The 23,342-nt window shown below is 59.6% G+C and carries 20 protein-coding genes and 2 pseudogenes; 21 read left to right on the top strand and 1 reads right to left on the bottom strand.

Annotated elements, in window-relative coordinates; genetic code table 11:
* Position 1 precedes the first annotated feature (1 nt).
* The 15 genes from WNY61_RS16680 (at position 2) to WNY61_RS16610 (ending at position 18,154) form a co-directional block, all read left to right on the top strand.
* Positions 2 to 919: an ABC transporter permease gene (locus tag WNY61_RS16680; RefSeq protein ID WP_342852571.1), complete on the top strand. Its 918-nt coding sequence runs from the start codon at positions 2 to 4 to the stop codon at positions 917 to 919.
* Position 920: 1 nt separating this feature from the next.
* A complete protein-coding gene (locus tag WNY61_RS16675; protein WP_342852570.1) occupies positions 921 to 1,835 on the top strand; it encodes an ABC transporter permease in 915 nt (304 codons plus the stop codon).
* Positions 1,835 to 3,553 (top strand): ABC transporter ATP-binding protein, encoded by a 1,719-nt coding sequence (locus tag WNY61_RS16670; protein WP_342852569.1) that lies wholly within the window; start codon positions 1,835 to 1,837, stop codon positions 3,551 to 3,553. The genes WNY61_RS16675 and WNY61_RS16670 overlap by 1 nt, the downstream gene beginning before the upstream one ends.
* Positions 3,550 to 5,154 (top strand): choline dehydrogenase, encoded by a 1,605-nt coding sequence (locus tag WNY61_RS16665; RefSeq protein ID WP_342852568.1) that lies wholly within the window; start codon positions 3,550 to 3,552, stop codon positions 5,152 to 5,154. Before WNY61_RS16670 ends, WNY61_RS16665 begins: the two co-directional genes overlap by 4 nt.
* A 36-nt stretch (positions 5,155 to 5,190) precedes the next feature.
* The gene (locus WNY61_RS16660) at positions 5,191 to 6,381 is read left to right on the top strand and encodes a mandelate racemase/muconate lactonizing enzyme family protein (protein WP_342852567.1); all 1,191 of its coding nucleotides are present in this window, start codon (positions 5,191 to 5,193) and stop codon (positions 6,379 to 6,381) included.
* Entirely contained in the window at positions 6,378 to 7,175 is a 798-nt protein-coding gene (locus tag WNY61_RS16655) for an SDR family oxidoreductase (protein WP_342852566.1), read from the top strand. The genes WNY61_RS16660 and WNY61_RS16655 overlap by 4 nt, the downstream gene beginning before the upstream one ends.
* A gap of 122 nt (positions 7,176 to 7,297) precedes the next feature.
* Positions 7,298 to 8,533 carry an acyl-CoA dehydrogenase family protein gene (locus tag WNY61_RS16650; protein WP_342852565.1) on the top strand — a complete coding sequence of 412 codons (1,236 nt, stop codon included), beginning with the start codon at positions 7,298 to 7,300 and terminating at the stop codon, positions 8,531 to 8,533.
* A gap of 1 nt (position 8,534) precedes the next feature.
* On the top strand, positions 8,535 to 9,407 hold the full coding sequence (locus WNY61_RS16645; RefSeq protein ID WP_342852564.1) for an NAD(P)-dependent oxidoreductase: 873 nt from the start codon (positions 8,535 to 8,537) through the stop codon (positions 9,405 to 9,407).
* Positions 9,404 to 10,576: a CoA transferase gene (locus WNY61_RS16640; RefSeq protein ID WP_342852563.1), complete on the top strand. Its 1,173-nt coding sequence runs from the start codon at positions 9,404 to 9,406 to the stop codon at positions 10,574 to 10,576. The genes WNY61_RS16645 and WNY61_RS16640 overlap by 4 nt, the downstream gene beginning before the upstream one ends.
* A 36-nt stretch (positions 10,577 to 10,612) precedes the next feature.
* On the top strand, positions 10,613 to 11,008 hold the full coding sequence (locus WNY61_RS16635) for a carboxymuconolactone decarboxylase family protein (protein WP_067627552.1): 396 nt from the start codon (positions 10,613 to 10,615) through the stop codon (positions 11,006 to 11,008).
* Positions 11,009 to 11,025: 17 nt separating this feature from the next.
* On the top strand, positions 11,026 to 12,486 hold the full coding sequence (locus WNY61_RS16630; protein ID WP_342852562.1) for an aldehyde dehydrogenase family protein: 1,461 nt from the start codon (positions 11,026 to 11,028) through the stop codon (positions 12,484 to 12,486).
* Positions 12,487 to 12,508: 22 nt separating this feature from the next.
* On the top strand, positions 12,509 to 13,699 hold the full coding sequence (locus WNY61_RS16625) for an acetyl-CoA C-acyltransferase (RefSeq protein WP_342852561.1): 1,191 nt from the start codon (positions 12,509 to 12,511) through the stop codon (positions 13,697 to 13,699).
* Between the two features lie 20 nt (positions 13,700 to 13,719).
* A complete protein-coding gene (locus WNY61_RS16620; protein ID WP_342852560.1) occupies positions 13,720 to 15,843 on the top strand; it encodes a 3-hydroxyacyl-CoA dehydrogenase NAD-binding domain-containing protein in 2,124 nt (707 codons plus the stop codon).
* Positions 15,840 to 16,895, top strand: a complete 1,056-nt coding sequence (locus WNY61_RS16615) for a phosphotransferase family protein (protein ID WP_342852559.1) — start codon at positions 15,840 to 15,842, stop codon at positions 16,893 to 16,895. Before WNY61_RS16620 ends, WNY61_RS16615 begins: the two co-directional genes overlap by 4 nt.
* 104 nt (positions 16,896 to 16,999) lie before the next feature.
* On the top strand, positions 17,000 to 18,154 hold the full coding sequence (locus tag WNY61_RS16610) for a CaiB/BaiF CoA-transferase family protein (protein ID WP_342852558.1): 1,155 nt from the start codon (positions 17,000 to 17,002) through the stop codon (positions 18,152 to 18,154).
* 134 nt (positions 18,155 to 18,288) lie between these two features.
* On the opposite strand, the gene WNY61_RS16605 is transcribed toward WNY61_RS16610, so the two are convergent.
* Entirely contained in the window at positions 18,289 to 18,588 is a 300-nt protein-coding gene (locus tag WNY61_RS16605; RefSeq protein WP_342852603.1) for a hypothetical protein, read from the bottom strand.
* Here WNY61_RS16605 and WNY61_RS16600 point away from each other — a divergent pair.
* The 6 genes and pseudogenes from WNY61_RS16600 to WNY61_RS16575 form a co-directional block, all read left to right on the top strand.
* A pseudogene (locus tag WNY61_RS16600) lies at positions 18,475 to 19,093 on the top strand (transposase); the annotation flags it as partial. The gene WNY61_RS16605 and the pseudogene WNY61_RS16600 sit on opposite strands and share 114 nt — an antisense overlap.
* Positions 19,094 to 19,713: 620 nt before the next feature.
* Positions 19,714 to 20,535: a phosphocholine cytidylyltransferase family protein gene (locus WNY61_RS16595; protein WP_342852557.1), complete on the top strand. Its 822-nt coding sequence runs from the start codon at positions 19,714 to 19,716 to the stop codon at positions 20,533 to 20,535.
* A 106-nt stretch (positions 20,536 to 20,641) separates the two neighbouring features.
* A complete protein-coding gene (locus tag WNY61_RS16590) occupies positions 20,642 to 20,770 on the top strand; it encodes a hypothetical protein (RefSeq protein WP_342852556.1) in 129 nt (42 codons plus the stop codon).
* Between the two features lie 187 nt (positions 20,771 to 20,957).
* Positions 20,958 to 21,245 (top strand): co-chaperone GroES, encoded by a 288-nt coding sequence (locus WNY61_RS16585; protein WP_342852555.1) that lies wholly within the window; start codon positions 20,958 to 20,960, stop codon positions 21,243 to 21,245.
* Between the two features lie 40 nt (positions 21,246 to 21,285).
* Positions 21,286 to 22,911, top strand: a complete 1,626-nt coding sequence (gene groL / locus WNY61_RS16580) for a chaperonin GroEL (RefSeq protein ID WP_342852554.1) — start codon at positions 21,286 to 21,288, stop codon at positions 22,909 to 22,911.
* A gap of 237 nt (positions 22,912 to 23,148) precedes the next feature.
* Positions 23,149 to 23,277, top strand: a pseudogene (locus WNY61_RS16575) (integrase); the annotation flags it as partial.
* Positions 23,278 to 23,342: the final 65 nt, after the last annotated feature.

Below are 23,342 nucleotides of genomic sequence, written 5' to 3'. Positions count from 1 at the left end.
GGTGCTTGCATTTCTTCTCAGGCGAATATCGACGGCTCTACTTGTCGCCTTGACCGTGTCGTCGCTCACCTTTTCGCTCAATTTCCTTTCTGGGGATCCGGCCATTGCCCTTGCAGGCGAAAGCGCCACCCAAGAGGATCTACAAACCATCCGCGAGGCTTACGGCTACGACAAACCCATCCCCGTCCAGTACTTCAACTGGCTGACCGGGGCACTTCAGGGGGACTTGGGCCAATCGCATTACCTCAACCAGCCGGTTGCAGATGAAATATTTGAGCGCCTGCCAACGACCATGGCACTCGGTCTAAGCGCGCTGGTCTTTGCGCTGGTCCTTTCCATCCCATTGGGGGTACTGGCGGCGATCCGGCCCAACAGTCTATTTGACCGATTTGCCCTGACCGTGGCCGTGGTGGGGCAGGCGATGCCGAGCTTCTGGTTTGCGCTGACGATGATGCTCTGGTTCGCCATCAACTGGCGCATCCTGCCGGTCTCGGGCAGCGATACATGGCTGCATTTCGTCATGCCCTCCATCGCTCTTGGCTATTACATCACACCGGGTGTCATGCGCCTGACCCGGGCCGGGATGCTGGAAGTTCTGCGCTCCGACTATATTCGCACGGCCCGCGCCAAGGGTGTCAGCCGCTTTTCGCTGATGTTCAAACATGCGCTGCGCAACGCGATCATTCCTGTGGTGTCTCTGGCAGCCGTCCAATTCGGTTTCATGCTCGGCGGGTCCATCGTGATCGAGACGATCTTCGCGATCAACGGCCTTGGCTTTCTGGCTTGGGAATCGATCCAGCGGGCCGACCTGCCGATGATGCAGGCCATCGTGCTGGTTCTCAGCTTTTTTTACATCGCACTCACCTTCCTTGCCGACGTCTTGAACGCTTGGCTGGACCCGCGGATTAGGATCGGATGATATGAGCACGCTGCAAAACAACGCCCCCACGATGCCCAGCGAGGCGCTCGTTCGCTCCCCTCGGCAGATGATGTTCCAACACGCGAAGACCCATCGCGGATTGATGCTCGGTGGATTTGTTATCGCTGTGATCGTTCTGGTGGCCCTTCTGGCACCGCTGATTGCACCGCATGATCCCTATGCGCAGATGCTGTCGCGCAAGCTGATCCCGCCGGTCTGGTTTGATAGCCCTAAGGCGACTTGGGAGCATATCCTGGGCACCGACCATCTGGGCCGCGACTACCTTTCGCGCTTGATGTATGGTGCACGGATTTCGCTGATGATCGGCTTCTCCGCCATGCTGATCTCGGGTGTGATTGGCACCATCTTGGGCATCTGTGCCGGCTATTTCGGCGGTCGGGTGGATATGGTGATCAACTTCATCATCACCACGCGCCTCTCGATGCCGGTGGTTCTGGTGGCGCTGGCGGTCATCAGCATCGTCGGGTCTTCGCTGACGGTGGTGATCTGGGTGATCGGCCTTCTGATCTGGGACCGTTTCGCGGTGGTGGTGCGCAGTGCGACCCAGCAGGTGCGGGGGCTGGATTTCGTGGCCTCGGCGCAGGCTTTGGGAAGTTCCACACCGCGCATTCTTTTCAGTGATGTCCTGCCCAATATCTCTAACCATATCATTGTGATCGCAACACTTGAGATGGCCCACGCCATCCTGCTCGAAGCGGCGCTGTCCTTCCTCGGGCTGGGGGTGCAGCCGCCCACACCAAGCTGGGGTCTGATGATCTCGGACGCCAAGGGGCTGATGTTCTTTGACGGCTGGCTGATCGCCGTGCCGGGGACCGCGCTTTTCATGCTGGTTCTGGCCATCAACCTGCTCGGCGACGGGCTGCGCGACGTGACCGCTCCGGAGGACCGCAGCTGATGGGCAAACTGGCGAAACATTCTGGCAAGATCGGTGAGCAAATGACCAATTCGACCAAGCCAATCCTTTCGATCCGCAACCTCACGGTGGCGCTGCCGGTTCAGGTGGAACGCGCCAATGCGGTGGAAAATCTGACCTTCGACGTCCGGCCCAAGGAAATCCTCTGTGTCGTGGGCGAATCCGGCTCCGGCAAGTCGATCACCTCACTGGCCACGATGGGGCTTTTGTCCTCAAGCCTGAAGGTGACTGGCGGAGAAATCGAATTTGACGGTCGGGATGTCCTGAAGCTCAGCGAGAGCGAGCATAACGACATGCGCGGCGACCGAATGGCGATGATCTTTCAAGAGCCGATGACCGCCCTGAACCCGTCCTATACCGTTGGCAACCAGATCGAAGAGGTTCTGCGTGTTCACCGTCCCTACGACGCGACAGAACGGCGCAAGCGGACAATGAAGCTTTTGGAAGAGGTGCGGCTGCCCGATCCTGAACGGCTCTTTAATTCGTACCCGCATCAGCTTTCGGGCGGTCAGCGGCAGCGGATCATGATTGCCATGGCGCTGGCGCTGGACCCCAAACTGCTGATCGCGGATGAGCCGACCACCGCGCTGGATGTAACGACCCAAAAGCAAATCCTGCATTTGCTGAAACAGCTCAACGCTAAACACGATGCTGGCATCATGTTCATCACGCACGACTTCGGCGTGGTGGCCGAGATTGCCGACCGCGTGGTGGTCATGCGCCACGGCCAGATCGTGGAACAGGGCACCGCCGACGAGGTGCTCAACAATCCGCAACACCCCTACACCCGTGCGCTGATCGACGCGGTGCCGCGCCGTGCCGAAGACCGTGAGATGACGATCTCGGAAAACCCGGTTGTCGTCGACGTGCAGGGGCTGATGAAGACCTTTCACACCTCGGGCGGCATGTTCAAGAAAAGCCGCACCGTCGCCGCCGTGAATGACATCTCCTTTCAGGTGCGCCGGGGGGAGACACTGGGCATCGTCGGGGAATCCGGTTCGGGCAAGACCACGCTGGTGCGCTGTCTGATGCGGCTCATTGACCCCGACAGTGGGGCAATCAACATCTCGGGCGTCGATTTTGCCAGCAAGACTGCCGCCGAACTTCGCCGCCACCGCAAGGACATCCAGATCGTCTTTCAGGACCCCTACGGCTCGCTCAATCCGCGCCGCACCATCGGCAGCCAGCTGATCCAAGGCGCGATCAACTTCGGGATGCCACGTGCGGAGGCTTGGGAACGGGTCTACGAACTGCTCGAGATTGTGCAGATGCCGAAATATTCGGTCCATCGCTATCCCAGCCAGTTCTCAGGCGGGCAGCGCCAACGCCTGTGCATCGCACGCGCGCTTGTGGTCAATCCCAAGGTGCTGATCGCAGATGAAGCGGTCTCAGCGCTGGACGTGTCGATCCAGCGTGAGGTGCTCAAGCTGATAAACGACATCCGCGACAGGCTTGGCCTCACCGTGATCTTCATCACCCATGACCTGCGGGTCGCGGCGCAGATCTGCAATGAAGTGCTGGTGATGAAACACGGCGAAGTGGTGGAGCGGGGCGGCGTTGGCCGCATCTTCACATCTCCGCAACATGAATACACCAAGGCGTTGATCGCTGCGCAGCCGGGGCAGGGCTGGGAGATCCCGGACATGGCCGAATTCGCGCCCCAGACGCTGTCGGCTGGGCATAAGGTGGTCAAGATATGAGCGACGCGGCTTATGACTTCATCATCGTCGGCGCGGGCTCGACCGGCTGCGTGCTGGCGAACCGGCTCTCGGCCAAACCGGGCTTGCGTGTTCTGCTACTCGAAGCCGGTCCGCGCGATTCAAATCCCTGGATCCACATCCCCATCGGCTACTACCGCACGATGGACGACACGCGCATCAACTGGCAGTACCAGACCGAAGACGTGCCCCAATCTGCCGGACGCCGCTTTGACTGGCCGCGCGGTAAGGTGTTGGGCGGATGCAGTTCGATCAACGGGCTGGTCTATGCCCGCGGGCAGGCGGCGGATTTCGATCATTGGCGGCAGCTTGGCAACCCCGGTTGGAGCTATTCGGATGTGTTGCCCTACTTCCGCCGAGCCGAGGGCGCGTCGATCGACGATATCGACGAGGAATTTCACGGACGCGACGGCCCGCTTGGTGTCAGCCGCGCCAGCGCGAACCCGCTCTGCGATGCCTATATCGCCGCTGCGGATGAGGCCGGCATCCCGCCAAACCCCGATTACAATGGCCGTGAGCAGGAGGGTGCCGGGTATTTTCAGGTCACCACCCGCAACGGCTGGCGCAGCAGTGCCGCAACGGCCTATTTGAAACCCGCACGCAAGCGGCCCAATTTGCATGTGCAGACCGACACTCTGGTACGCCGTCTTATCCTTGAGGGCACCCGCGTGATTGGTGTCGAAGTCGAACATGGCGACAAGGTCCAGATCCTGCGCGCGGGGCGCGAAGTGCTACTGGCGGCGGGGGCGATCAACTCGCCGCAAATCCTGCAGGTTTCGGGCATCGGTGACGCCGAGATGCTGCGCACTGCTGGCGTAGACGTAATGCATGATCTGCCAGAGGTCGGAGAGAACCTTCAGGACCATTATACCTGCCGCAGCACCTACCGCTGCGCGCAGCCTGTGACGGTCAACGACGAGGTCCGAAGCTGGCCGCGCAAGGTCGGTGTGGCGCTGCAATGGCTTAAGGACCGCAGCGGCCCGATGTCACTGAGCGCGGGGCAGGTTGGCGTCTTTGCCAAGACCCGCCCGGAATGCGCCACGCCGGATGTGCAGTTTCACTTTCTGCGCTACACCGCGCAGAAACGCGGCCGCACACTGGACCCGTTTTCAGGCTTCACTGTGACCATGTGCCAGTTGCGCCCGGAAAGCCGGGGCCACGTACGGATCACGGGGCCGGATCACCGGGCGAAACCGACGATCCAGCCGAATTACCTCGATACAACCACCGATCGCGACACCATGGTCGCCGGTATGAAACTGGTCCGCAAAGTCGCGGCGCAACCGTCTCTGGCCGATTATATCAGCGAGGAAATGTTGCCCGGTCAGGATGTGACCAGCGATGATGCCTTGCTGGACTACGTTCGTGCCAATGGCTCGTCGATCTTTCACCCCAGTTCCACCTGCCGCATGGGGGTGGACGCGGGCGCCGTCGTTGACCCGCGGCTCAGGGTGCACGGGCTGACCGGCCTGCGGGTGGCGGACGCCTCGATCATGCCGACGCTGGTTTCGGCCAACACCAATGCCGCCTGCATCATGATTGGCGAAAAAGCCGCGGATATGATCCTCGAGGACATCGCCTGACATGACCCACATCGAACCCAAGAAGCGAGCAAGCAGATGAAGATCAAGGATATCAAGACCTTCGTGGTCGGCAACACATCCATTCACCGGGGCGGTCCCTACTGGGTTTTCGTCAAGGTCACCACGGATTGCGGCACAGTGGGCTACGGCGAAATCTATGGCGTGGCGTTCCACCCCAAGGCGCTGACCGCGATGATCGACGACATGTTCGAGCGGCATTTCGTGGGCACCGACCCTTTCAAGATCGAACGGCATTTCCGACTGGTCTATTCGGCAGGCTTCTCGCAACGGCCCGATCCGACGGTTATGGGCATCTTTAGCGGCATCGAGATGGCCCTGTGGGACATCATCGGCAAGGCGCTCGACAAGCCGATCTACGAGTTGCTCGGCGGACAAGTACATGAACGCCTGCGCAGCTACACCTATCTGAATGCCGCCCCCGATGCCGCGTCGAACCAGAAGGTTTATGACGACCCGGACGCCGCGGCAGAGCGGGCACTGGAATATGTCGCGCAAGGGTTCACGGCGCTGAAATTCGATCCGGCGCGGCCTTACACTGCCTTTGATCCCCGCCAGCTTTCGATGGAGACACTCGACTTTGCTGACCGCTACACGGCGCGTGTCCGTGAGGCGGTGGGCGCAAGCTGCGATATCCTGATCGGAACGCATGGCGAGATGTCCCCCTCAGGCGCGCTGCGTCTGGCGCGCAAGTTGGAACCGCATGATCCGCTCTGGTTTGAGGAACCCACACCGCCTGACAATATCTCAGGCATGGCGCTTGTTGCCGCCGGAACCCGCATCCCTGTCGCAACCGGCGAGCGGCTGACCACCAAATACGAATTCGCCGATCTGCTGCGCCAGAATGCAGCGTCGATCCTGCAGATGAACCTTGGCCGCGTCGGTGGCATTCTGGAGGCCAAGAAGATCGCCTCCATGGGTGAGGCTTTCCACGCACAGATCGCACCGCACCTGTTTTGTGGCCCGTTGGTCGGTGCGGCGAACATTCAGGTTTCTGCCTGTAGCCCGAATTTCCTGATTATGGAGGGGATCGAGCAATGGGGCGGCTTCCACGCCGAGATCCTCAAGACCCCGATCCGCTGGGAAGACGGCTATGTCATCCCGCCAACGGCGCCGGGGCTCGGTGTCGAGCTCGATGAAGCCGTGGCCGAGGCCAATCCATATACCGGCGAACGTCTGCAACTGCGGATGAAGGACACGCCAGCATGACCCAAACGACTGGAGACAACCCCATGAAGAACCCATTCTCGCTTGAAGGCAAAGTCGCCATCGTGACCGGCGGCAGCAAAGGGATCGGTCTGTCCATCGCGCACCACCTCGCCGCCATGGGCGCAAAGGTCGCCATCGCCAGCCGCAAGATTGAGGCCTGCGAAGCTGCGGCGCAGGAAATTCGCGATGCCGGGGGGGAGGCCATGGCCGTGGCCTGCAATATCTCGCGCCGTGACGAATGCGAAGCCTTGGTAGCCCAGACCCATAAAGCATGGGGCCGGCTGGACATTTTCGTCGCCAACGCGGCGGTCAACCCGGTCTATGGCCCGCTCGCCGACCTGACTGACGAGGCCTTTAACAAGGTGATGACCTCAAACGTTCACAGCGCGATCTGGTTCGCCAACGCCGCGATGCCGCATATGGCCGAAGCGGGTGGCGGGGCGTTCATCATCGTGTCGTCCATCGGCGGCCTGCGCGGTTCGGCCACCTTGGGGGCCTATGGTATCTCGAAAACTGCAGATGTGGGTGTCACGCGATCCCTCGCGGTGGAGTGGGGGCCGAAGAATATCACCGTCAACTGCATCATGCCGGGGTTGATCAAGACCGATTTCGCCCGCGCCCTTTGGGAGAACGACAGCCTGCGCGATGACCGTATTGCGCGGACCCCGGTTCGGCGACTTGGCGCGCCAGAAGACATCGGCGGCGTGGCGACTTTTCTGGCCGGACCATCGGCCCGGTTCATCACCGGTGAGGTCATCGTCGTGGACGGGGGGACAACCATCGTCGGGCCATAAGGCCGCGCTTCTGAGCAAAAACTGAACCCAAGCTGCAGGAGGTAGCGCAACGGCCGATTTCAGGCCGCGGCCTCTTGCACTCTGAAAACGGCCACGGGCCGAAAAATAAAGGAGTAATATCAATGGATTTCAATCACAGCCCCAAGGTGAAAGACCTCTGCGACAGGCTCAACGCCTTCATGGAAGAGCACATCTACCCAAATCAGGAGCTTCACAATCAGCAGCTTCAAGAAATGGGCCACGGCATCGAGCACTGGGAAAACTGGGGCGGCGTGCCGATCATCGAAGAGCTCAAACCCAAGGCCCGCGAGGCCGGGTTGTGGAACCTCTTTCTGCCCGAAAGCCGACGGGGTGGCGGGCTGACCAACCTCGAATATGCACCGCTTTGCGAGATCATGGGTCGCGCACCTTGGTCGGCGGAAGTCTTCAACTGTTCCGCACCCGATACCGGGAATATGGAAACGCTGGAACGCTTTGGCACCGAGGCGCAGAAGAAGGAATGGATGGAGCCGCTTTTGGCGGGCGAAATCCGCTCCTGCTTTTCTATGACAGAACCCGATGTCGCATCCTCGGATGCGCGTAACATCAGCCTGACCATCACCCGCGATGGCGACGAATACGTCATCAATGGGCGCAAATGGTGGACCTCAGGTTCGGGCGATTCACGCTGCAAACTGTTCATCGTGATGGGTAAAACTGACCCAGAGGCCGAACCTTATCGCCAGCAGAGCATGATCCTCGTGCCGCGTGACACACCGGGCCTGACGATCAAGCGGATGATCCCGGTCTTCGGCTTTTCCGACGCGCCGCATGGGCATGGCGAGATCCTTTATGACAACGTCCGCGTGCCAGCAGAGAACATCCTGCTGGGCGAAGGGCGCGGCTTTGAGATCGCCCAAGGGCGGCTTGGACCCGGCCGCATACACCACTGCATGCGCATGATCGGGCAGGCCGAAGTGGCCCTTGAGAAGATGTGCAAGCGTGCGCTTGAGCGGCGGCCCTTCGGCAAGCTTTTGTCGGATCAAGGCGTCACGCGCGAGCGGATCGCTGAATCCCGCATCATGATTGACCAGGCGCGTTTGCTGACGCTCAAGGCCGCGGACCGGATGGACAAGGTCGGTAACAAAGAGGCCCGCAAGGACATCGGTATGATCAAAGTGGTCGCCCCACGCATGGCAGCGCAGGTCATCGACTGGGCAATTCAGGTCCATGGTGCCGCCGGTATCTCCAGCGATTTCGGGCTTTCCTACGCTTACGCACGGGCCCGTGCGATCCGCTTGGCAGACGGGCCGGACGAGGTTCACCAGAACCAGATCGCCCGGTTGGAACTGAAGCCATACACCAATGAAAGGGTTTGAAATGAACGCTCCTAAAACCATCGGTTTCATCGGGTTGGGCCAAATGGGCGAACCCATGTGTGCCTTCATCTGCAAGGGTGACACCCCCGTATTGTGTTATGACCGGGTGCCGGATCTCACCCCTGAGGGCGGCACCGCCGCAGACAGCCTTGCCGAGGTTGTTGCAGGCGCTGACACGGTCTTTCTGTCGTTGCCCGACGGTAAGATCGTGAACGCCGTCACCGAAGAGATCGCCGCGCTGGACGGCGTCGCGGGCAAGGTCATCATCGATATGTCCACCATCGGCCCCGCCGCCGCGAAACAGGCCGCTGCCACCATCGAGGGCGCGGGCATGACATATGTCGATGCGCCGGTCAGCGGCGGGCGGCAAGGCGCGCTCAAGGCTGCGATCACCATCATTTGGTCCGGCCCCAAGACCGAAATGGAGCGGCATCAGGCGATCCTCAATCTGTTCAGCAAGAATACCTTCCATGTCGGTGAAACGCCCGGACAGGGGCAGGCGGTGAAACTGTTGAACAACTTCCTGTCGGCCACCGCTATGGCGGCCTCCTCCGAGGCGGTGCTGTTTGGTCTGGCGCATGGGGTCGAGATGAAAACCATCCTCGACGTGGTGAAGGTCTCGACCGGCAACAATACGGCGATCGAGGACAAGTTCCCCAACCGGATCCTGCCCGGCACCTATGACGCAGGCTTCTTCGCGGAACTGCTCAACAAGGATGTGCGCCTCTACAACGAGTTCGTGAAAGAGGCAGGCACCTCCAACCTGATGGGCGAACGTGTGGCCGAGGTTTGGAACCTTGTCGAAGAAAGCCTGCCGCCGCAATCGGACTTCACCCGCGTGTTTGAGGTTTTGGAAAAGAGGAACCAGTCATGAGCTTTGAGCGACCATATGAAGGGCTGAAGGTCGTTGACCTCTCCCAAGGTCTGGCGGGCCCCTATTGCGGCATGCTGATGGCCCAGCAAGGCGCCGATGTGATCAAGATCGAACCGCAAGGGGGTGATTGGGCCCGTCTGATCGGTGGCGTCTTTGGCGATCACACGGCCTATTCCATCGTTGCCAATACCGGCAAGCGGGCCTTGGCGATGAACCTCAAAAGCGAACCCAGCGGCGAGATCGTGGACAAGCTGATCGCGCAGGCGGATGTCTTTATCGAAGGCTACCGCCCGGGCGTGGCCGAACGGCTGGGCTACGGCTACGAACGGCTGCGCGCGCTCAATCCGGGGCTGATCTATGTGTCGGTCTCTGGCTTCGGGCAATGCGGCCCCATGCGCGACCGGCCCGCGATGGACCCGATGTTGCAGGCGTTCAGCGGTTTTGTTGCAGAAAATACCGGCACCGACGGTACGCCTCACCACACACCGGTCAGCTATTTCGACATGTCTACCGGGCTTTATGCGCAACAGGCATTGGCCGCGGCACTTTACGCCCGACGCGATGGGGCGGAGGGCCGAAAGATCGAAGTGAGTCTGCTCGAAGCGGCTGCCAGCATCCAGGCCGTGCGCTTGCTGAGCGGCTATCGCACCGGGCCGCGCCGGGCCTCAACCGCGCCCTCGGGCACCTTTCAGACCAGCGATGGGCATATCCAGATCAACATCGTGCGCGACCGCGAGTTTAAGGTGTTCTGCGACCTGCTGAAGCTGGACGATCTTTGGGCCAACGAGAAGTATCACACCATTGCTGGCCGTCTGGAGGATATCGACTTCCTTTACGACTACGTGCGCCGCTTCACCGCAAGCTGGAAAACGGCGGAGCTGTCGGATCTGCTGAGCAAGGCCGGGTTGCAGAACGAGGTCGTGCAGACCTACCGCGAGCTTGTCCACCATCCGCAGGCCGAGGCTGTTGGCGTCTTCTCTTGGCTGCAGCAGGCCGGTGCCAATGATCCTTGGCCGGTGCCGAATATCCCCGGCCTGCCGGCCTTCGTTCCGGGCGATGATCGCGCCCAATCCCCCACCGTCGGCCAGCACACGCGCCAGATCCTCACGGAGCTGGGCTACGGCAACGACCAGATTGACACACTCTATGCGGATGGCGTGGTCGCCTGACCACCTCCGCAGGCACAAAGCAAAAGGAATAGAAAGATGGACGAGAAACTTTTCGAATTGGGCCTTCAGCAACGCAAGAAGGTCGTCGGCGCAGAGTACGTCGAAAAGAACCTCGCGGCAGCCGATGACTTTTCGCTGCCGTTTCAGGAAGCGATGACCGCCTGGTGCTGGGGCTTTGGCTGGGGCGATGACACCATCGACCTCAAAACCCGCTCAATGCTCAACCTCGTGATGCTGGCTGCTTTGGGCAAGATGCATGAATGGGAGATCCATTGTAACGGCGCGATCAACAACGGCGTCACCAAGGAAGAGATCCGTTCGATCTTGCACATCATCGGCATCTACTGCGGCGTGCCCCAGTCGCTGGAATGTTTCCGCCATGCCCGCAAGGTACTGGAAGAACGCGGCCTACTGGAGGTTGCAGCCAAGTGAACGGACATGAGGACGGCATGATCACAGTCGACAAAAATTACATCGACGGCGCATGGGTCGCAGGGAAGGGCGGCAAGCCCTTCCCAATTATGAACCCCGCGACAGAGGCCCAGATCGGCACCGTCACTCTGGGCAGTGCCACAGATGTTGACCATGCCGTCGCCGCCGCTAAACGCGCGTTTGCCAGCTTTTCGCTGAGCTCTAAGGCCGAACGATTGGGATATCTGCGCGCGCTGCAAAAAACGCTGGAGGACCGCATTGACGACATGGGCCGGGCGATCAGTCAGGAGATGGGTGCCCCGATCACATTGGCGCGAAATGCACAGGCCGGATGCGGGCCGCGTCATGCCGCCGCCTATATCGCGGCGCTTGAGGCGCATGAGGAAGAATACACGCTGCCAAATGGCGATATCATCCGCAAAGAACCCATCGGTGTCTGTGGTCTGATCACGCCGTGGAACTGGCCGATTAACCAGATCGCCCAAAAGGTGATGCCCGCGCTCGCCGCCGGGGCGACCTGCGTGCTCAAACCTTCTGAACACACGCCGCTGTCGGCGGTCATCTTTGCCGAATGCGTGCATGAAGCGGGCTACCCCGCCGGGGTGTTCAACCTTGTCTTTGGTGATGGGGCTGATGTGGGCAGCGCCATGTCGCGCCACCCGGATGTCGCGATGATGTCTTTCACCGGATCGACCCGCGCCGGGGCCATGGTCTCGCGCGACAGTTCCGAGAGCGTGAAACGCGTGGCACTGGAATTGGGGGGGAAATCGGCCAATCTGATTTTTGCCGATGCCGATCTGGAGACGGTTGTTCCGGCGTCGGTCACGCGCTGCTTTGTGAACACGGGGCAAGGCTGCAACGCGCCCACGCGCATGTTGGTGGAGCGCAGCTGCTATGACGAGGTCGTCGATCTGGCGCGCCAGACCGCCGAGGCGCAGGTGGTGGATGATCCGGCCAAGGAAGGCAGCCATATCGGCCCGCTCTTTGATGAGATGCAGTTCAATCGGGTGCAGACGATGATCCAGCTTGGCATCGACGAGGGCGCACGGCTTTTGGCGGGTGGTCTGGGACGGCCCGACGGGCTGGCCAAGGGCTGGTTCGCCAAACCGACCATCTTTGCCGATGTCAACAACGACATGCGCATCGCCCGCGAAGAGATCTTTGGCCCTGTGCTTTCGATCATCCCCTTCGACAGCGAAGAAGACGCCATCCGCATCGCCAATGACAGCGATTATGGCCTTGCCGCCTATGTTCAAACCGGCAGCGCCGCACGGGCGCAACGCGTGGCCAACCAGTTGCGTGCCGGGGTCGTGGCGATCAACGGGCAGGGCGCGGCCTATGGCTCGCCTTTCGGGGGCTTCAAACTTTCCGGCAACGGACGCGAAGGCGGTGCCTTTGGGCTGGAGGAATATCTTGAAGTCAAAGTGATGCCCTCGATCAAATCCATGGCCGAAGCTGGCCGTTTCACCACGGCCTGAGCCAATACCCAAGGAGCAGAAGATGTTGGACGCCTATATCTACGACGGACTCCGCAGCCCCTTCGGACGGCATGGCGGGGCGCTTGCGGCGATCAGGCCAGACGATCTGATGGCACAGGTCATCAAAGCACTGATGTCGCGCAGCACCTTGCAAGCCGAAAGGGTCGAGGATGTGGTGCTCGGTAACGTCTGCCAATCCGGCGAGGACAGCCGCAACCTTGCCCGTTTCTCAGCACTGCTCGCTGGTCTGCCGGAAGAGGTCGGCGCACAGACGGTGAACCGGCTGTGTGGATCGAGCATGTCTGCCGCGCTGGATGTGGCGCGGGCGGTCACGGTGGGTGAGGGCGAGTTGTTTGTCGCAGGCGGTGTTGAAAGCATGACCCGTGCGCCTTTTGTCATGGGGAAATCTGCGACCGCTTGGTCGCGTCAGGGGGAAATTCATGACGCGACTGCGGGCAAACCCTTTCCCAATCCACGCTTTCAGGCGGCCTTTGGCCACGACAGCATGCCGCAAACGGCCGATAACCTCGCCGCCGATTACGGACTGACCCGCGCAGCCTGCGATGCCTTCGCCGCCAACAGCCAGCGCCGTTTCGAAACCGCTCGCAAAGGTGGGTTCTTCGACGGCGAGTTGATCCCGATTGAGATTGCTGGACGCAAAGGCGCGGTCACCACCGTGGCCGAGGACGAGCATCCGCGCCCGGACACCACGCTGGAAAAGATGGCCAGCCTGCGTCCGCTGGACCCGTCGGGTGTCGTGACCGCCGCCAATGCATCGGGCATCAACGATGGTGCTGCGGCTTTGCTGATTGGCCGGAACGGCCTCGGCCCCGCGCCCCGCGGGCGCATCCTCGCCGGGGCCGTATCGGGCGTGGCCCCCCGCGTGATGGGGATCGGCCCCGCGCTTGCCATTCCAAAGGCGCTCAGCCGGGCAGGGCTATCCCTTGAGCAAATGGATGTGATCGAGATCAACGAGGCATTCGCGTCGCAGGTCCTCGCCTGCTGTAAGGCGCTCGACCTCTCGCCCGACGACAGCCGGCTCAACCCAAACGGCGGCGCCATCGCCGTGGGCCATCCGCTTGGTGCGTCAGGGGCGCGTCTCATGCTCACTGGGCTTCGGCAGCTTGAGGCAAGCGGCGGGCGCTATGGCTGTCTGTCGATGTGCATCGGATTTGGTCAGGGCATTGCCGTGATCATCGAACGGTTGAAATGAACGGGGAAGGAGCACGGGCCATGAAGGATAACGTCAACAGATTGGTGGTCATCGAGACAGAGGGTGAGATTGGCTTGATCGGGTTGGCAAAGCCGCCCGTCAATGCCATCGGGCTGGCGCTGCGCACGGCGATGTACGACGGCTTCCAGACCCTGCAGCACGATCCCGCTGTTCGGGCCATTGTGCTCTACGGCGAAGGGCGCTTTTTCTCCGCAGGCGCCGACATCAAAGATTTTGGCAAGGCTGATATCCAACCCACCCTGCCGCACATCCTCAAGGCGCTGAATGACAGCGAAAAGCCAGTGATCGCGGCGCTGCACGGTGTGGCTTTTGGCGGTGCGCTGGAAGTGGCACTGGCCACCCATCTGCGCGTCGGCGTCGGGGATCTGCGCATCGGCCTACCGGAAGTGAAGCTGGGGCTGCTGCCCGGCGCCGGAGGCGCGCAGCGCCTGCCGCGGCTCACCGGGCTGGCAGGCGCGATTGATATCATCTGTTCCGGGCGCGATGTGTCTGCGCGTGAGGCGTTGGACCTTGGCATTCTGGATCGACTGGCCCAAGGCACGCCGCGCGAAGCGGGCATTGCTGCGGCGCGCGACGTGTTGGCTGGAAAGCTCGCCGCCCGCCGGACAGACACGCGCGATGTGGCCGAAGACCTTGCCGCAGTGGAGGCTGCAAAAGCGCGCTTGAAGGCTAAGCGCCCAGCCTTGCAAGCACCGCTCACAGCATTGGAGGCTGTCTGCGCTGCGACCCTGCCGATTGACGAAGGGCTTGCCAAGGAACGGGCGCTATTTATGGATCTTATGGCCGGCGAAGAACGCGCCGGGCTGGTCCATGCCTTCTTTGCCGAACGCGCGACGGGTGATATTCCGGAAAAAGATGCTGAGCCCCGACACATAGACCGCATCGCCGTGATCGGCGGCGGGACGATGGGGGTCGGAATTGCCACTGCTCTGCTGATCGGCGGCTATCACGTCGATCTGATAGAAGCGCAAAGCGAACGGGTTGCGCAGGCCCGTGCCGCGGTTGAGGGCAATCTCGCCGGTGCGCTGAAACGTGGCAAGTTGGCCGAACAAGCGCATGGTGCCACTCTTGCTGCGCTGGACTGCACTGACAGCCTTGATGCCGTAGGCCGGGCCGATCTGGTGATTGAGGCGATCTTTGAAGACATGTCCGCCAAAACGGCACTTTTCACCAAGCTGGATATGATTTGCAAACGCGGCGCGATCCTTGCCACCAATACCTCCTATCTCGATGTGAACGAGATTGCCGCCGCGACCAAGCGGCCCCAAAGTGTGATCGGTCTGCACTTCTTTTCACCCGCTCATATTATGCGGCTGATCGAAGTGGTGGTCGCGGAGGAGACCGCGCCGGACTGTGTTGCTTCGGCCTTCGCCCTGGCACGCAAACTCGGCAAGGTGCCGGTGCGCGCAGAGGTGTGCGACGGCTTCATCGGCAATCGCATTCTGACCCAATACCGCCGAGCGGCCGATTACCTACTGCTAGACGGTGCCAGCTTCACCGAGATCGACGGCGCATTGGAGGACTTCGGCTTTGCCATGGGGCCCTTCGCGGTGTCCGACCTTGCCGGGCTCGACATCGCTAAGGCCACCCGCGACCGAAAGGCTGCCACCCGGCCGGCGGAGGAACGCTATTCCCGCGTAGCCGATCTGATTTGCGATCAGGGTTGGTTTGGCCGGAAGACCGGGCAGGGCTATTACCTTTACGAGGGCGGAAAGCAGAAGGGTGGCAACCCCGGAGCATTAGAGATTGTTTCAGCGGAGCGCCGCGCTCTGAACCTACCCGAGCGCAGCTTCACCAGCGAAGAGATCGTTTCCCGCGGCCTCACTGCGATGATCGCCGAAGCTGTCCGCGTGCTCGAAGAGGGCATCGCCCTACGGCCCGTCGATATCGATGCGGTCGAGCTCTTTGGCTACGGCTTTCCCCGCCACCGCGGCGGACCGATGCATCAGGCGGACCTTATCGGTCCCGCAGAGCTGATCCGGCGGATCGAGCTTTATGCCAACGAAGACCCCCAGTTCTGGCAGGTGCCGCAATTGCTGCGCGACTTGGCGCGGGAAGGACGCAGTTTCGCGGATCTGAACGGCACACCGACAGGACACGTCACAAAAGGAAGCACGAAATGAGCGAGAATGGTGGACCGCCCCTTATCACTGTCAGCGAAGCCCTCAGCTTTGACGAGGCCGCGCTGAAGGCCTATCTTTCCGACCATCTGGAAGGATTTTCCGGCGACCTGCAGGTACGTCAGTTCAATGCGGGCCAGAGCAACCCGACCTATCAACTGACCGCTGGTAGCCGCAAATACGTCCTGCGTAAGAAACCCCCGGGCACGCTGCTGCCTTCCGCCCATGCCGTGGATCGCGAATACCGGGTGATGCATGCCCTGCGCGACACGCCTGTGCCGGTGCCGAAGATGCTGCATCTGTGTACCGACCCATCGGTGATTGGCACTGATTTCTATGTGATGGAAATGGTCGAAGGTCGCGTCTTTCACGACCCCAGCCTGCCGGGATTGACCCCGCCTGAGCGCCGTGCCTTTTACGAAAGCTTCATCAAGGCATTGGCCGAATTGCATGCGGTGAAGCCCGAGGCCGTGGGTCTGAGTGATTTCGGTCGCCCCGAAGGGTATCTCTCGCGGCAGGTCGCCCGCTGGACTAAGCAATACAAAGCGACGGAAACCGAGACCATCACGGCGATGGACAAGCTGATGGAATGGCTACCGGCCAATCTGCCCGCTGACGACGAGGCCGCGATTGTGCATGGCGACTTCCGCCCCGGAAACGCGATTGTGCGCGACGGCACGCCCGAGGTCAGCGCACTGCTGGATTGGGAGCTTTGCACGCTGGGCCATCCGCTTGCTGATCTAGGGTATGTCTGTGCAAACTACCACGCCGACAACCTGCCCACGGGGCAGTTCAAGGGGCTGGACTTCGAGGCCTTGGGAATTCCGACCGAACAAGAGTTTCTCGAACTTTACTGCCGCTTTTCAGGGCGCGACAATGTATCGAACCACCTGTTTTTCGTGGTGTTTTCCTTCTTCCGCAGTGCTGCGATCATTCAAGGCGTCTACAAGCGCGGGCTTGATGGCAATGCCGCGTCGCAAAAAGCGTTGAAACTGGGCCATCTGGCCCGTGTCCGAGCCGAAAACGCATGGCGGATCGTGGAGCAGAACCTCTGAACTCCGCCCGGCAAACAACTGATCTGCAATGAAATTCACCTCAAGAAGAGTAGGGCTAAAATCATGCCATTCCTGTCCCACATCCATTCCGAGCCTTACACCTGATGTCCGGGTCTGCGCCTCTGGCCGGGCTGAAGGTCGTCGAACTGGCGCGAATCCTCGCGGGGCCGTGGATCGGGCAGACGCTCGCTGATCTTGGGGCAGAGGTGATCAAGGTCGAAGCGCCGGAGGGGGACGACACCCGGCGTTGGGGCCCTCCGTTTATCGAACGAGCCCGGCCCGATGGCAGCACTGAAACGGTATCAGCCTATTTCCAGTCGGCTAATCGCGGCAAGACCTCACTGACCTGCGACTTCACCGATCCCGCGGATTTGGCGCAACTCAAAGCGTTGATTGCGCAGGCCGATGTGGTGATCGAGAACTTCAAAGTCGGGGGACTGGCGAAGTTCGGTTTGGACTATGCGTCATTGGCATCTGAGAACCCGGGCCTGGTCTATGCCTCTGTCAGTGGCTTTGGTCAGGATGGACCGCGCGCCAAGGAGGCGGGTTATGATTTCCTGATCCAAGGCATGTGCGGCATCATGGACTTGACTGGCGAGCCAGACGGTGCGCCCCAGAAAGTCGGCGTGGCGTGGGTGGATGTATTCACCGGGCTTTACGGCGTGATCGGCATTCAAGCGGCGCTGGCCGAGCGCGTGCGGTCGGGGCAGGGGCAGCATGTCGATCTTTCGCTGCTGGATTGCGGAGTTGGCGTTCTGGCCAATCAGGCGGGCAATTATCTCTTGGGCGACGCCGTCCCCACACGGCTCGGCAATGCGCACCCCAACATCGTACCTTATCAGGTGTTCCCGGCGCGCGAAGGTCATCTGATTATTGCCTGCGGCAATGACCGGCAGTTCCGCAAGCTCTGTGAGGTGCTGGATATGCCCGAGGCGGCTGACGACACGCGATACGCGACAAACCCGGCCCGTGTTCGGCACCGGGATACGCTCTGTCGCCTGATTGCGGAACGCACTGCTCTTCATACGAAAGCGTCTTTGATTGAACGGCTCACCGAGTGCGGGGTGCCTGCAGGCCCGATCAATACAGTCGCCGAGGCGTTGAACGAGCCTCAGATCGTGGCCCGCAACATGCGGATTGACCCCGAGGGTATCGATGGGCTGCGCACGCCGGTGCGTTTTTCGCGGAGCCAACTGGCGCTGGATCGGGCAGCACCAATGTTAGGCACTGGCAGTCACGGCTTTAGGCTTGGTAGGTAATTGGGATCTATTGCGGGGAAGCCATTCGCGACGTGACAGTTTCGCGATGCGCGCCGTCTGCGGTTTTCATGAGCGTGTCATCCCGATGGTATCAAAATGCAATGTGGGTACCGAGCAAAGTCGGACGCGAACCTTCAGCTGCGCATCAGTCTCAAGCGTTGAAAGCCGTCAGGGCGTATTTTGTTGAAAAACGATTGCTCGATCGAGCCCTGAACTGCTGATTCAATTCGTGTAATTGAGGGGTGGATCGGCGATGATGGGACCCCGACAGGCTGCTCAACCATCGCTATTTTATGAGTTCTCGCTGGAGGATCACGTTCGACACGGATTATGGTGTGATTGTCGATGTCGAAGCCACGCGATCCATCCGGCAAGCCGAGGTCGGATCGACCAAGACCATGCTGGATAGGGTGAAGGCCAGGTTCGATCTGCATCCGGAACGCCTGATCGCCCCCTCTCGTGACATCGCGACGCGATGCACTGCCGGACAGTGGACACCGCCTATGGCACTGGACCCATGCTGGGCTGACAAGTTGATCGCAAGATCGCGCCCTACATCCCTGTGTTCGACAAGTCCGGGCGCAGCGACGGTACTTGCACAGCCCGCTACCGGCCCTGAAAGAGGTCTGTCAGGCCTGTCCGTCCAACGCCAAATGCTGCCCAAATGCGGACGCTCGCAAAATCACCCGCGAGGAGCACGAAGACGCGCGGCAAGTTGCACGCGACCTCGCTAAAACCAAACAATACGACATCTCGATGAAACGCCGAAAGAAGGTTGAGATGCTCTTCGCGCACCTCAAACGCATTCTTGGCGTGGGGCGGCTTCGATTACGTAGACCATGCGGCGCAAATGACGAATTCCTGCTCGCTGCAACCGCCCAAAATCTCCGGAAATTGGCCAAGATTATTCCCGCACCGCAGCAAATGAGCAAAGCCTGATGAGAAAGGCGTTCGAGCTCGGTTTGAAGCCCGGCTTTCTACGCCTGCAACACCCTGTTTTTCCATAGAATCGGCGGAAACCGGACTTTCGCTGCGACTGCAGCACTCGCGGGTTTTTGGCGCATCTAGAGCGTACTCATCGACCTTTTTCTTCACGACCAGCGCAAGTCTCGGCATATTCTTGCAATGTTAGGCGCAATCGCTGAGCGCTCTGGTTTTTTCCTCGCGCTGATTGGCATTGCGTTTTATGGGCCGCGCGGCTATGTAAGCTTCATAGCGATTGAGATCGAACCAGCGCTCAATGCACGCACCCCACAAAGATTGCCGACCAAAAAACGCGCGTTAGATTGGCCCGATTGGGCTTTGGCATCGCGGCGAATTTGAAATGCCTCGTAACGGAACAAAGCAAGATCCTCAATTTCGAGGAAGTTGTGTTCATTTTCATGGTGTCCGCCGCGCCGATCTGTGGCCAGTTGACAATCATGTTATGGGTCTTCGCCGCAATGCAGCTGCTTTGGGGAACGTACAAAGCATGGCGACGCGGCGCAGATATTGACGCAACCCAAAGCTTGCGATTCAGAAATTACCTTGAGCATCCTTGATGCGGTCAGGACAAACCTATGAAATATGACAATGCGCGCCCACCGATGGCCGTTATTCTGGCTGCTGGCGTCGGATCGCGCCTTAGCCCGCTGACAGACAAAACTGCCAAAAGCCTGCTGTCCGTTGGCGGCTCGGTCATTCTGGAACGAATGATCCGCAACTGCCTCAGTTGCGGGATATCCCAGTTTGTCGTGGTGCTGGGCCACCGTGCGGATGACATTAAGCAGTTCATCGACAAAACCTTTCGCGGCATCCGCGTCACTTATGTGATCAACGACCGCTACCGTGATACCAACACAGGATATTCCCTGATGCTGGCATCATCGACTGTCGGCACGGCAGAGTTCATAAAATTTAACGCTGATGTCGTATTCGAAACGAGGATCCTGCGTGCGCTGATAGATAGCGATCGACCAAACCTTCTGTGCATTGATCGCAATATTGCGGCGGCGGACAAAGAGGTGAAAGTGATTGCGGATGGCGAAATGCGCGTCAGCGAATTTGGCAAATCCGTTGATCCAGCGACGGCACTTGGTGAATCCATCGGCATTGAGAAAATCAGCGCAGTCACAGGCCCTTTATTGTTTGCCGAGTTGACAGAAATGATGGAAAGCCGCGCCAACGCACAAGCGCATTGCGAAGTGGCCTATGCGCGGCTGGTTCACAAGGGTATCCCGTTTCATGCGTTGGACATCACGGACATGAAATGGACCGAGATTAACACACCCGAAGATTTCGCTGCTTCAAACGCGATGTTTGGCACACCGATCATGACAGTTTCGCGCAGTCAGCAACGGTCGTTGGACGAAGCTGGGTCAAACCCGCAGCGGCGCCTCTAAATGAACAATCGAATTCATTACGCGTCGCATTCCAAACGCGTGATGCGTAGCGCAGCCTCGCTTTGCCACCACGGCAACGGATCGCTGCATTTTGGAAGGACAGACCATGGCCAAAGGTAAGAACAGCAACAAAGAAGCGAAGAAGCCTAAGCAGGAAAAGCCAAAAGTCTCTGCAACTGCGAATTCAAATGCTGGAAAACCTGCGATCTCGATCGCGGGTAAAAAGGTAAAGTAAGTCGCCGGGAGTGCCCACTATCTCGCTCGTTCCTGGGCAATCATTCCCTATGAAATATAGTTCTCCAGCCACTTGCGGCAGCCTGCTGCGATATCCACTTCAATAACATTGGCACTCAGGTGTGGCGAGTGCCAATGCGTTTCTATGCATGCCACCCCTTCCGGAAATCTCGAGAAGGAGCATTTCCATGACGTTTACCCCTCTACATGACCGTGTTCTTGTGCGCCGCATCGAAGGCGATGAAAAAACTGCGGGCGGTCTGATTATTCCGGACAATGCCAAAGAAAAACCACAAGAAGGCGAGGTTGTCTCTGTCGGCGCGGGCGCAAAAGATGACGCCGGTTCGCGCATCGCCATGGATGTCAAAGCGGGTGATAAAATCCTGTTCGGCAAATGGTCCGGCACCGAAATCAAGCTCGACGGTGAAGAACTGCTGATCATGAAAGAAAGCGACATTCTGGGTATTATGGCCTGAACGACGCTGCCTTTTTACACATTCAATTAGGAATACCGACATGTCTGCAAAAGACGTCAAATTCGGCACGGACTCCCGTAACCGCATGCTTCATGGCATCAACACACTCGCCAATGCTGTCAAAGTCACACTGGGCCCCAAGGGCCGCAACGTGGTTATCGACAAATCATATGGTGCCCCACGCATCACCAAGGATGGCGTGACCGTCGCCAAGGAAATCGAACTTGCTGACCCGTTCGAGAACATGGGCGCGCAACTGGTCAAAGACGTCGCATCGCGCACCAATGACGAAGCAGGCGATGGCACCACCACCGCGACCGTTTTGGCGCAGGCCATCGTCAAAGAAGGCATGAAGGCTGTCGCCGCAGGCATGAACCCGATGGACCTCAAGCGCGGGGTCGACAAGGCCGTGGCTGCCGTCATTGCTGAGGTAAAGGCGATGTCACGTCCCGTTGGCGACACCGCCGAGATTGCGAAAGTCGGCACCATTTCGGCCAATGGTGAGGCCGCCATTGGCCAGCAAATCGCGGATGCGATGGCAAAAGTCGGAAATGAAGGCGTGATCACCGTCGAAGAAAACAAGGGCCTTGAGACCGAAACCGAAGTGGTGGAAGGCATGCAGTTTGATCGCGGCTACCTCAGCCCCTACTTCGTGACGGATTCTGCCAAAATGACGGCAAACCTCGAAGACTGCGTCATTCTAATGCACGAGAAAAAGCTGTCCTCTTTGGCCCCGATGGTGCCCTTGCTTGAAGCTGTGATGCAAGCGGACAAGCAACTGCTGATCATCGCCGAAGACATCGAAGGCGAAGCGCTTGCGACTATTGTGGTCAACAAACTGCGGGGTGGCTTGAAAGTTGCGGGCGTTAAAGCCCCGGGTTTTGGGGATCGCCGCAAAGCGATGCTGCAAGATCTTGCGGCGCTGACAGGTGGGCAAGTGATTTCCGAGGAGCTCGGGATTAAGCTGGAAAACGTCACGATGGATATGCTCGGCGCCGCCAAGAAAATCGCGATCACCAAGGATACAACCACGGTTATCGACGGGGCGGGTGACAAGGCGGCGATTGCGGCCCGTGTGACCCAGATCCGTGCGCAGATCGAAGAGACCACATCAGATTACGACAAAGAAAAACTGCAAGAACGGCTCGCGAAACTTGCGGGCGGCGTTGCCGTCATTAAAGTCGGCGGAGCGACCGAGATTGAAGTGAAAGAGCGCAAAGACCGCGTCGATGATGCTCTCAACGCAACCCGTGCAGCTGTCCAAGAAGGCGTTGTGCCCGGCGGCGGTGTTGCATTGGTGCATGCGGGTAAGGTGCTTAAAGCGCTCAAGGGCGACAACGCAGACCAAGTTGCAGGCATCGCAATTATCCGCAAAGCGCTTCAGGCTCCCCTGCGTCAGATCGCCGAAAACGCCGGTGTCGACGGGTCCGTGGTCGCTGGCAAGATCATCGAGAACGCCAGCAAGTCATTTGGTTATGATGCACAATCAGAACAATACGGTGACATGCTCAAGGCCGGTGTTATCGACCCGACAAAGGTCGTGCGGATTGCGTTGGAATATGCCGCGTCAGTTGCTGGGCTTTTGATCACTACGGAGGCGATGGTCGCAGACAAACCAGCTAAGACCGGCAGCAGCAGCATGCATGACATGAGCGATATGATGTAAGTCGGAATACAAAACGCGGCCAGCGGATTTGTTTTCGCTGGCCTTCACTGTTTATCAGCCTTGGCTTTCAGAACTGAAAGACCGCAATAGCAGTTTTGCGCTCTTTGATGCAGCACGCAGCATCAAGAAAAAATGGGCTCTCTGCAGACCGCAGATGCGCCGCAGCATTTCATGATATGATGATCCGTCAACGCCGGGTTGTCGATGTGGAGGGCGTGGCGGAACGGAGGATCAGACATGCAAACACCGAACTTGCCTGCCATTCGCGCGCTTCGCCCTGCGTGGAACAAGGGGTGCATCGTGAGCCAGAAGCGGCCTTTGAAACTCAAGTATGTTTGGGCGATCAGGGTTCGGCTTGAACTGGCCTAGAACCATCGCGACTTGGCACTCTTCAACTTGGCTATCAACAGCAAGCTACGCGGCTGCAGTCA

Source organism: Sulfitobacter sp. AS92 (assembly GCF_038900015.1).
Classification (GTDB): domain Bacteria; phylum Pseudomonadota; class Alphaproteobacteria; order Rhodobacterales; family Rhodobacteraceae; genus Sulfitobacter.
The sequence above is the reverse complement of the archived record's forward strand: the minus strand, read 5'-3'. Positions and strand labels throughout refer to the sequence as shown.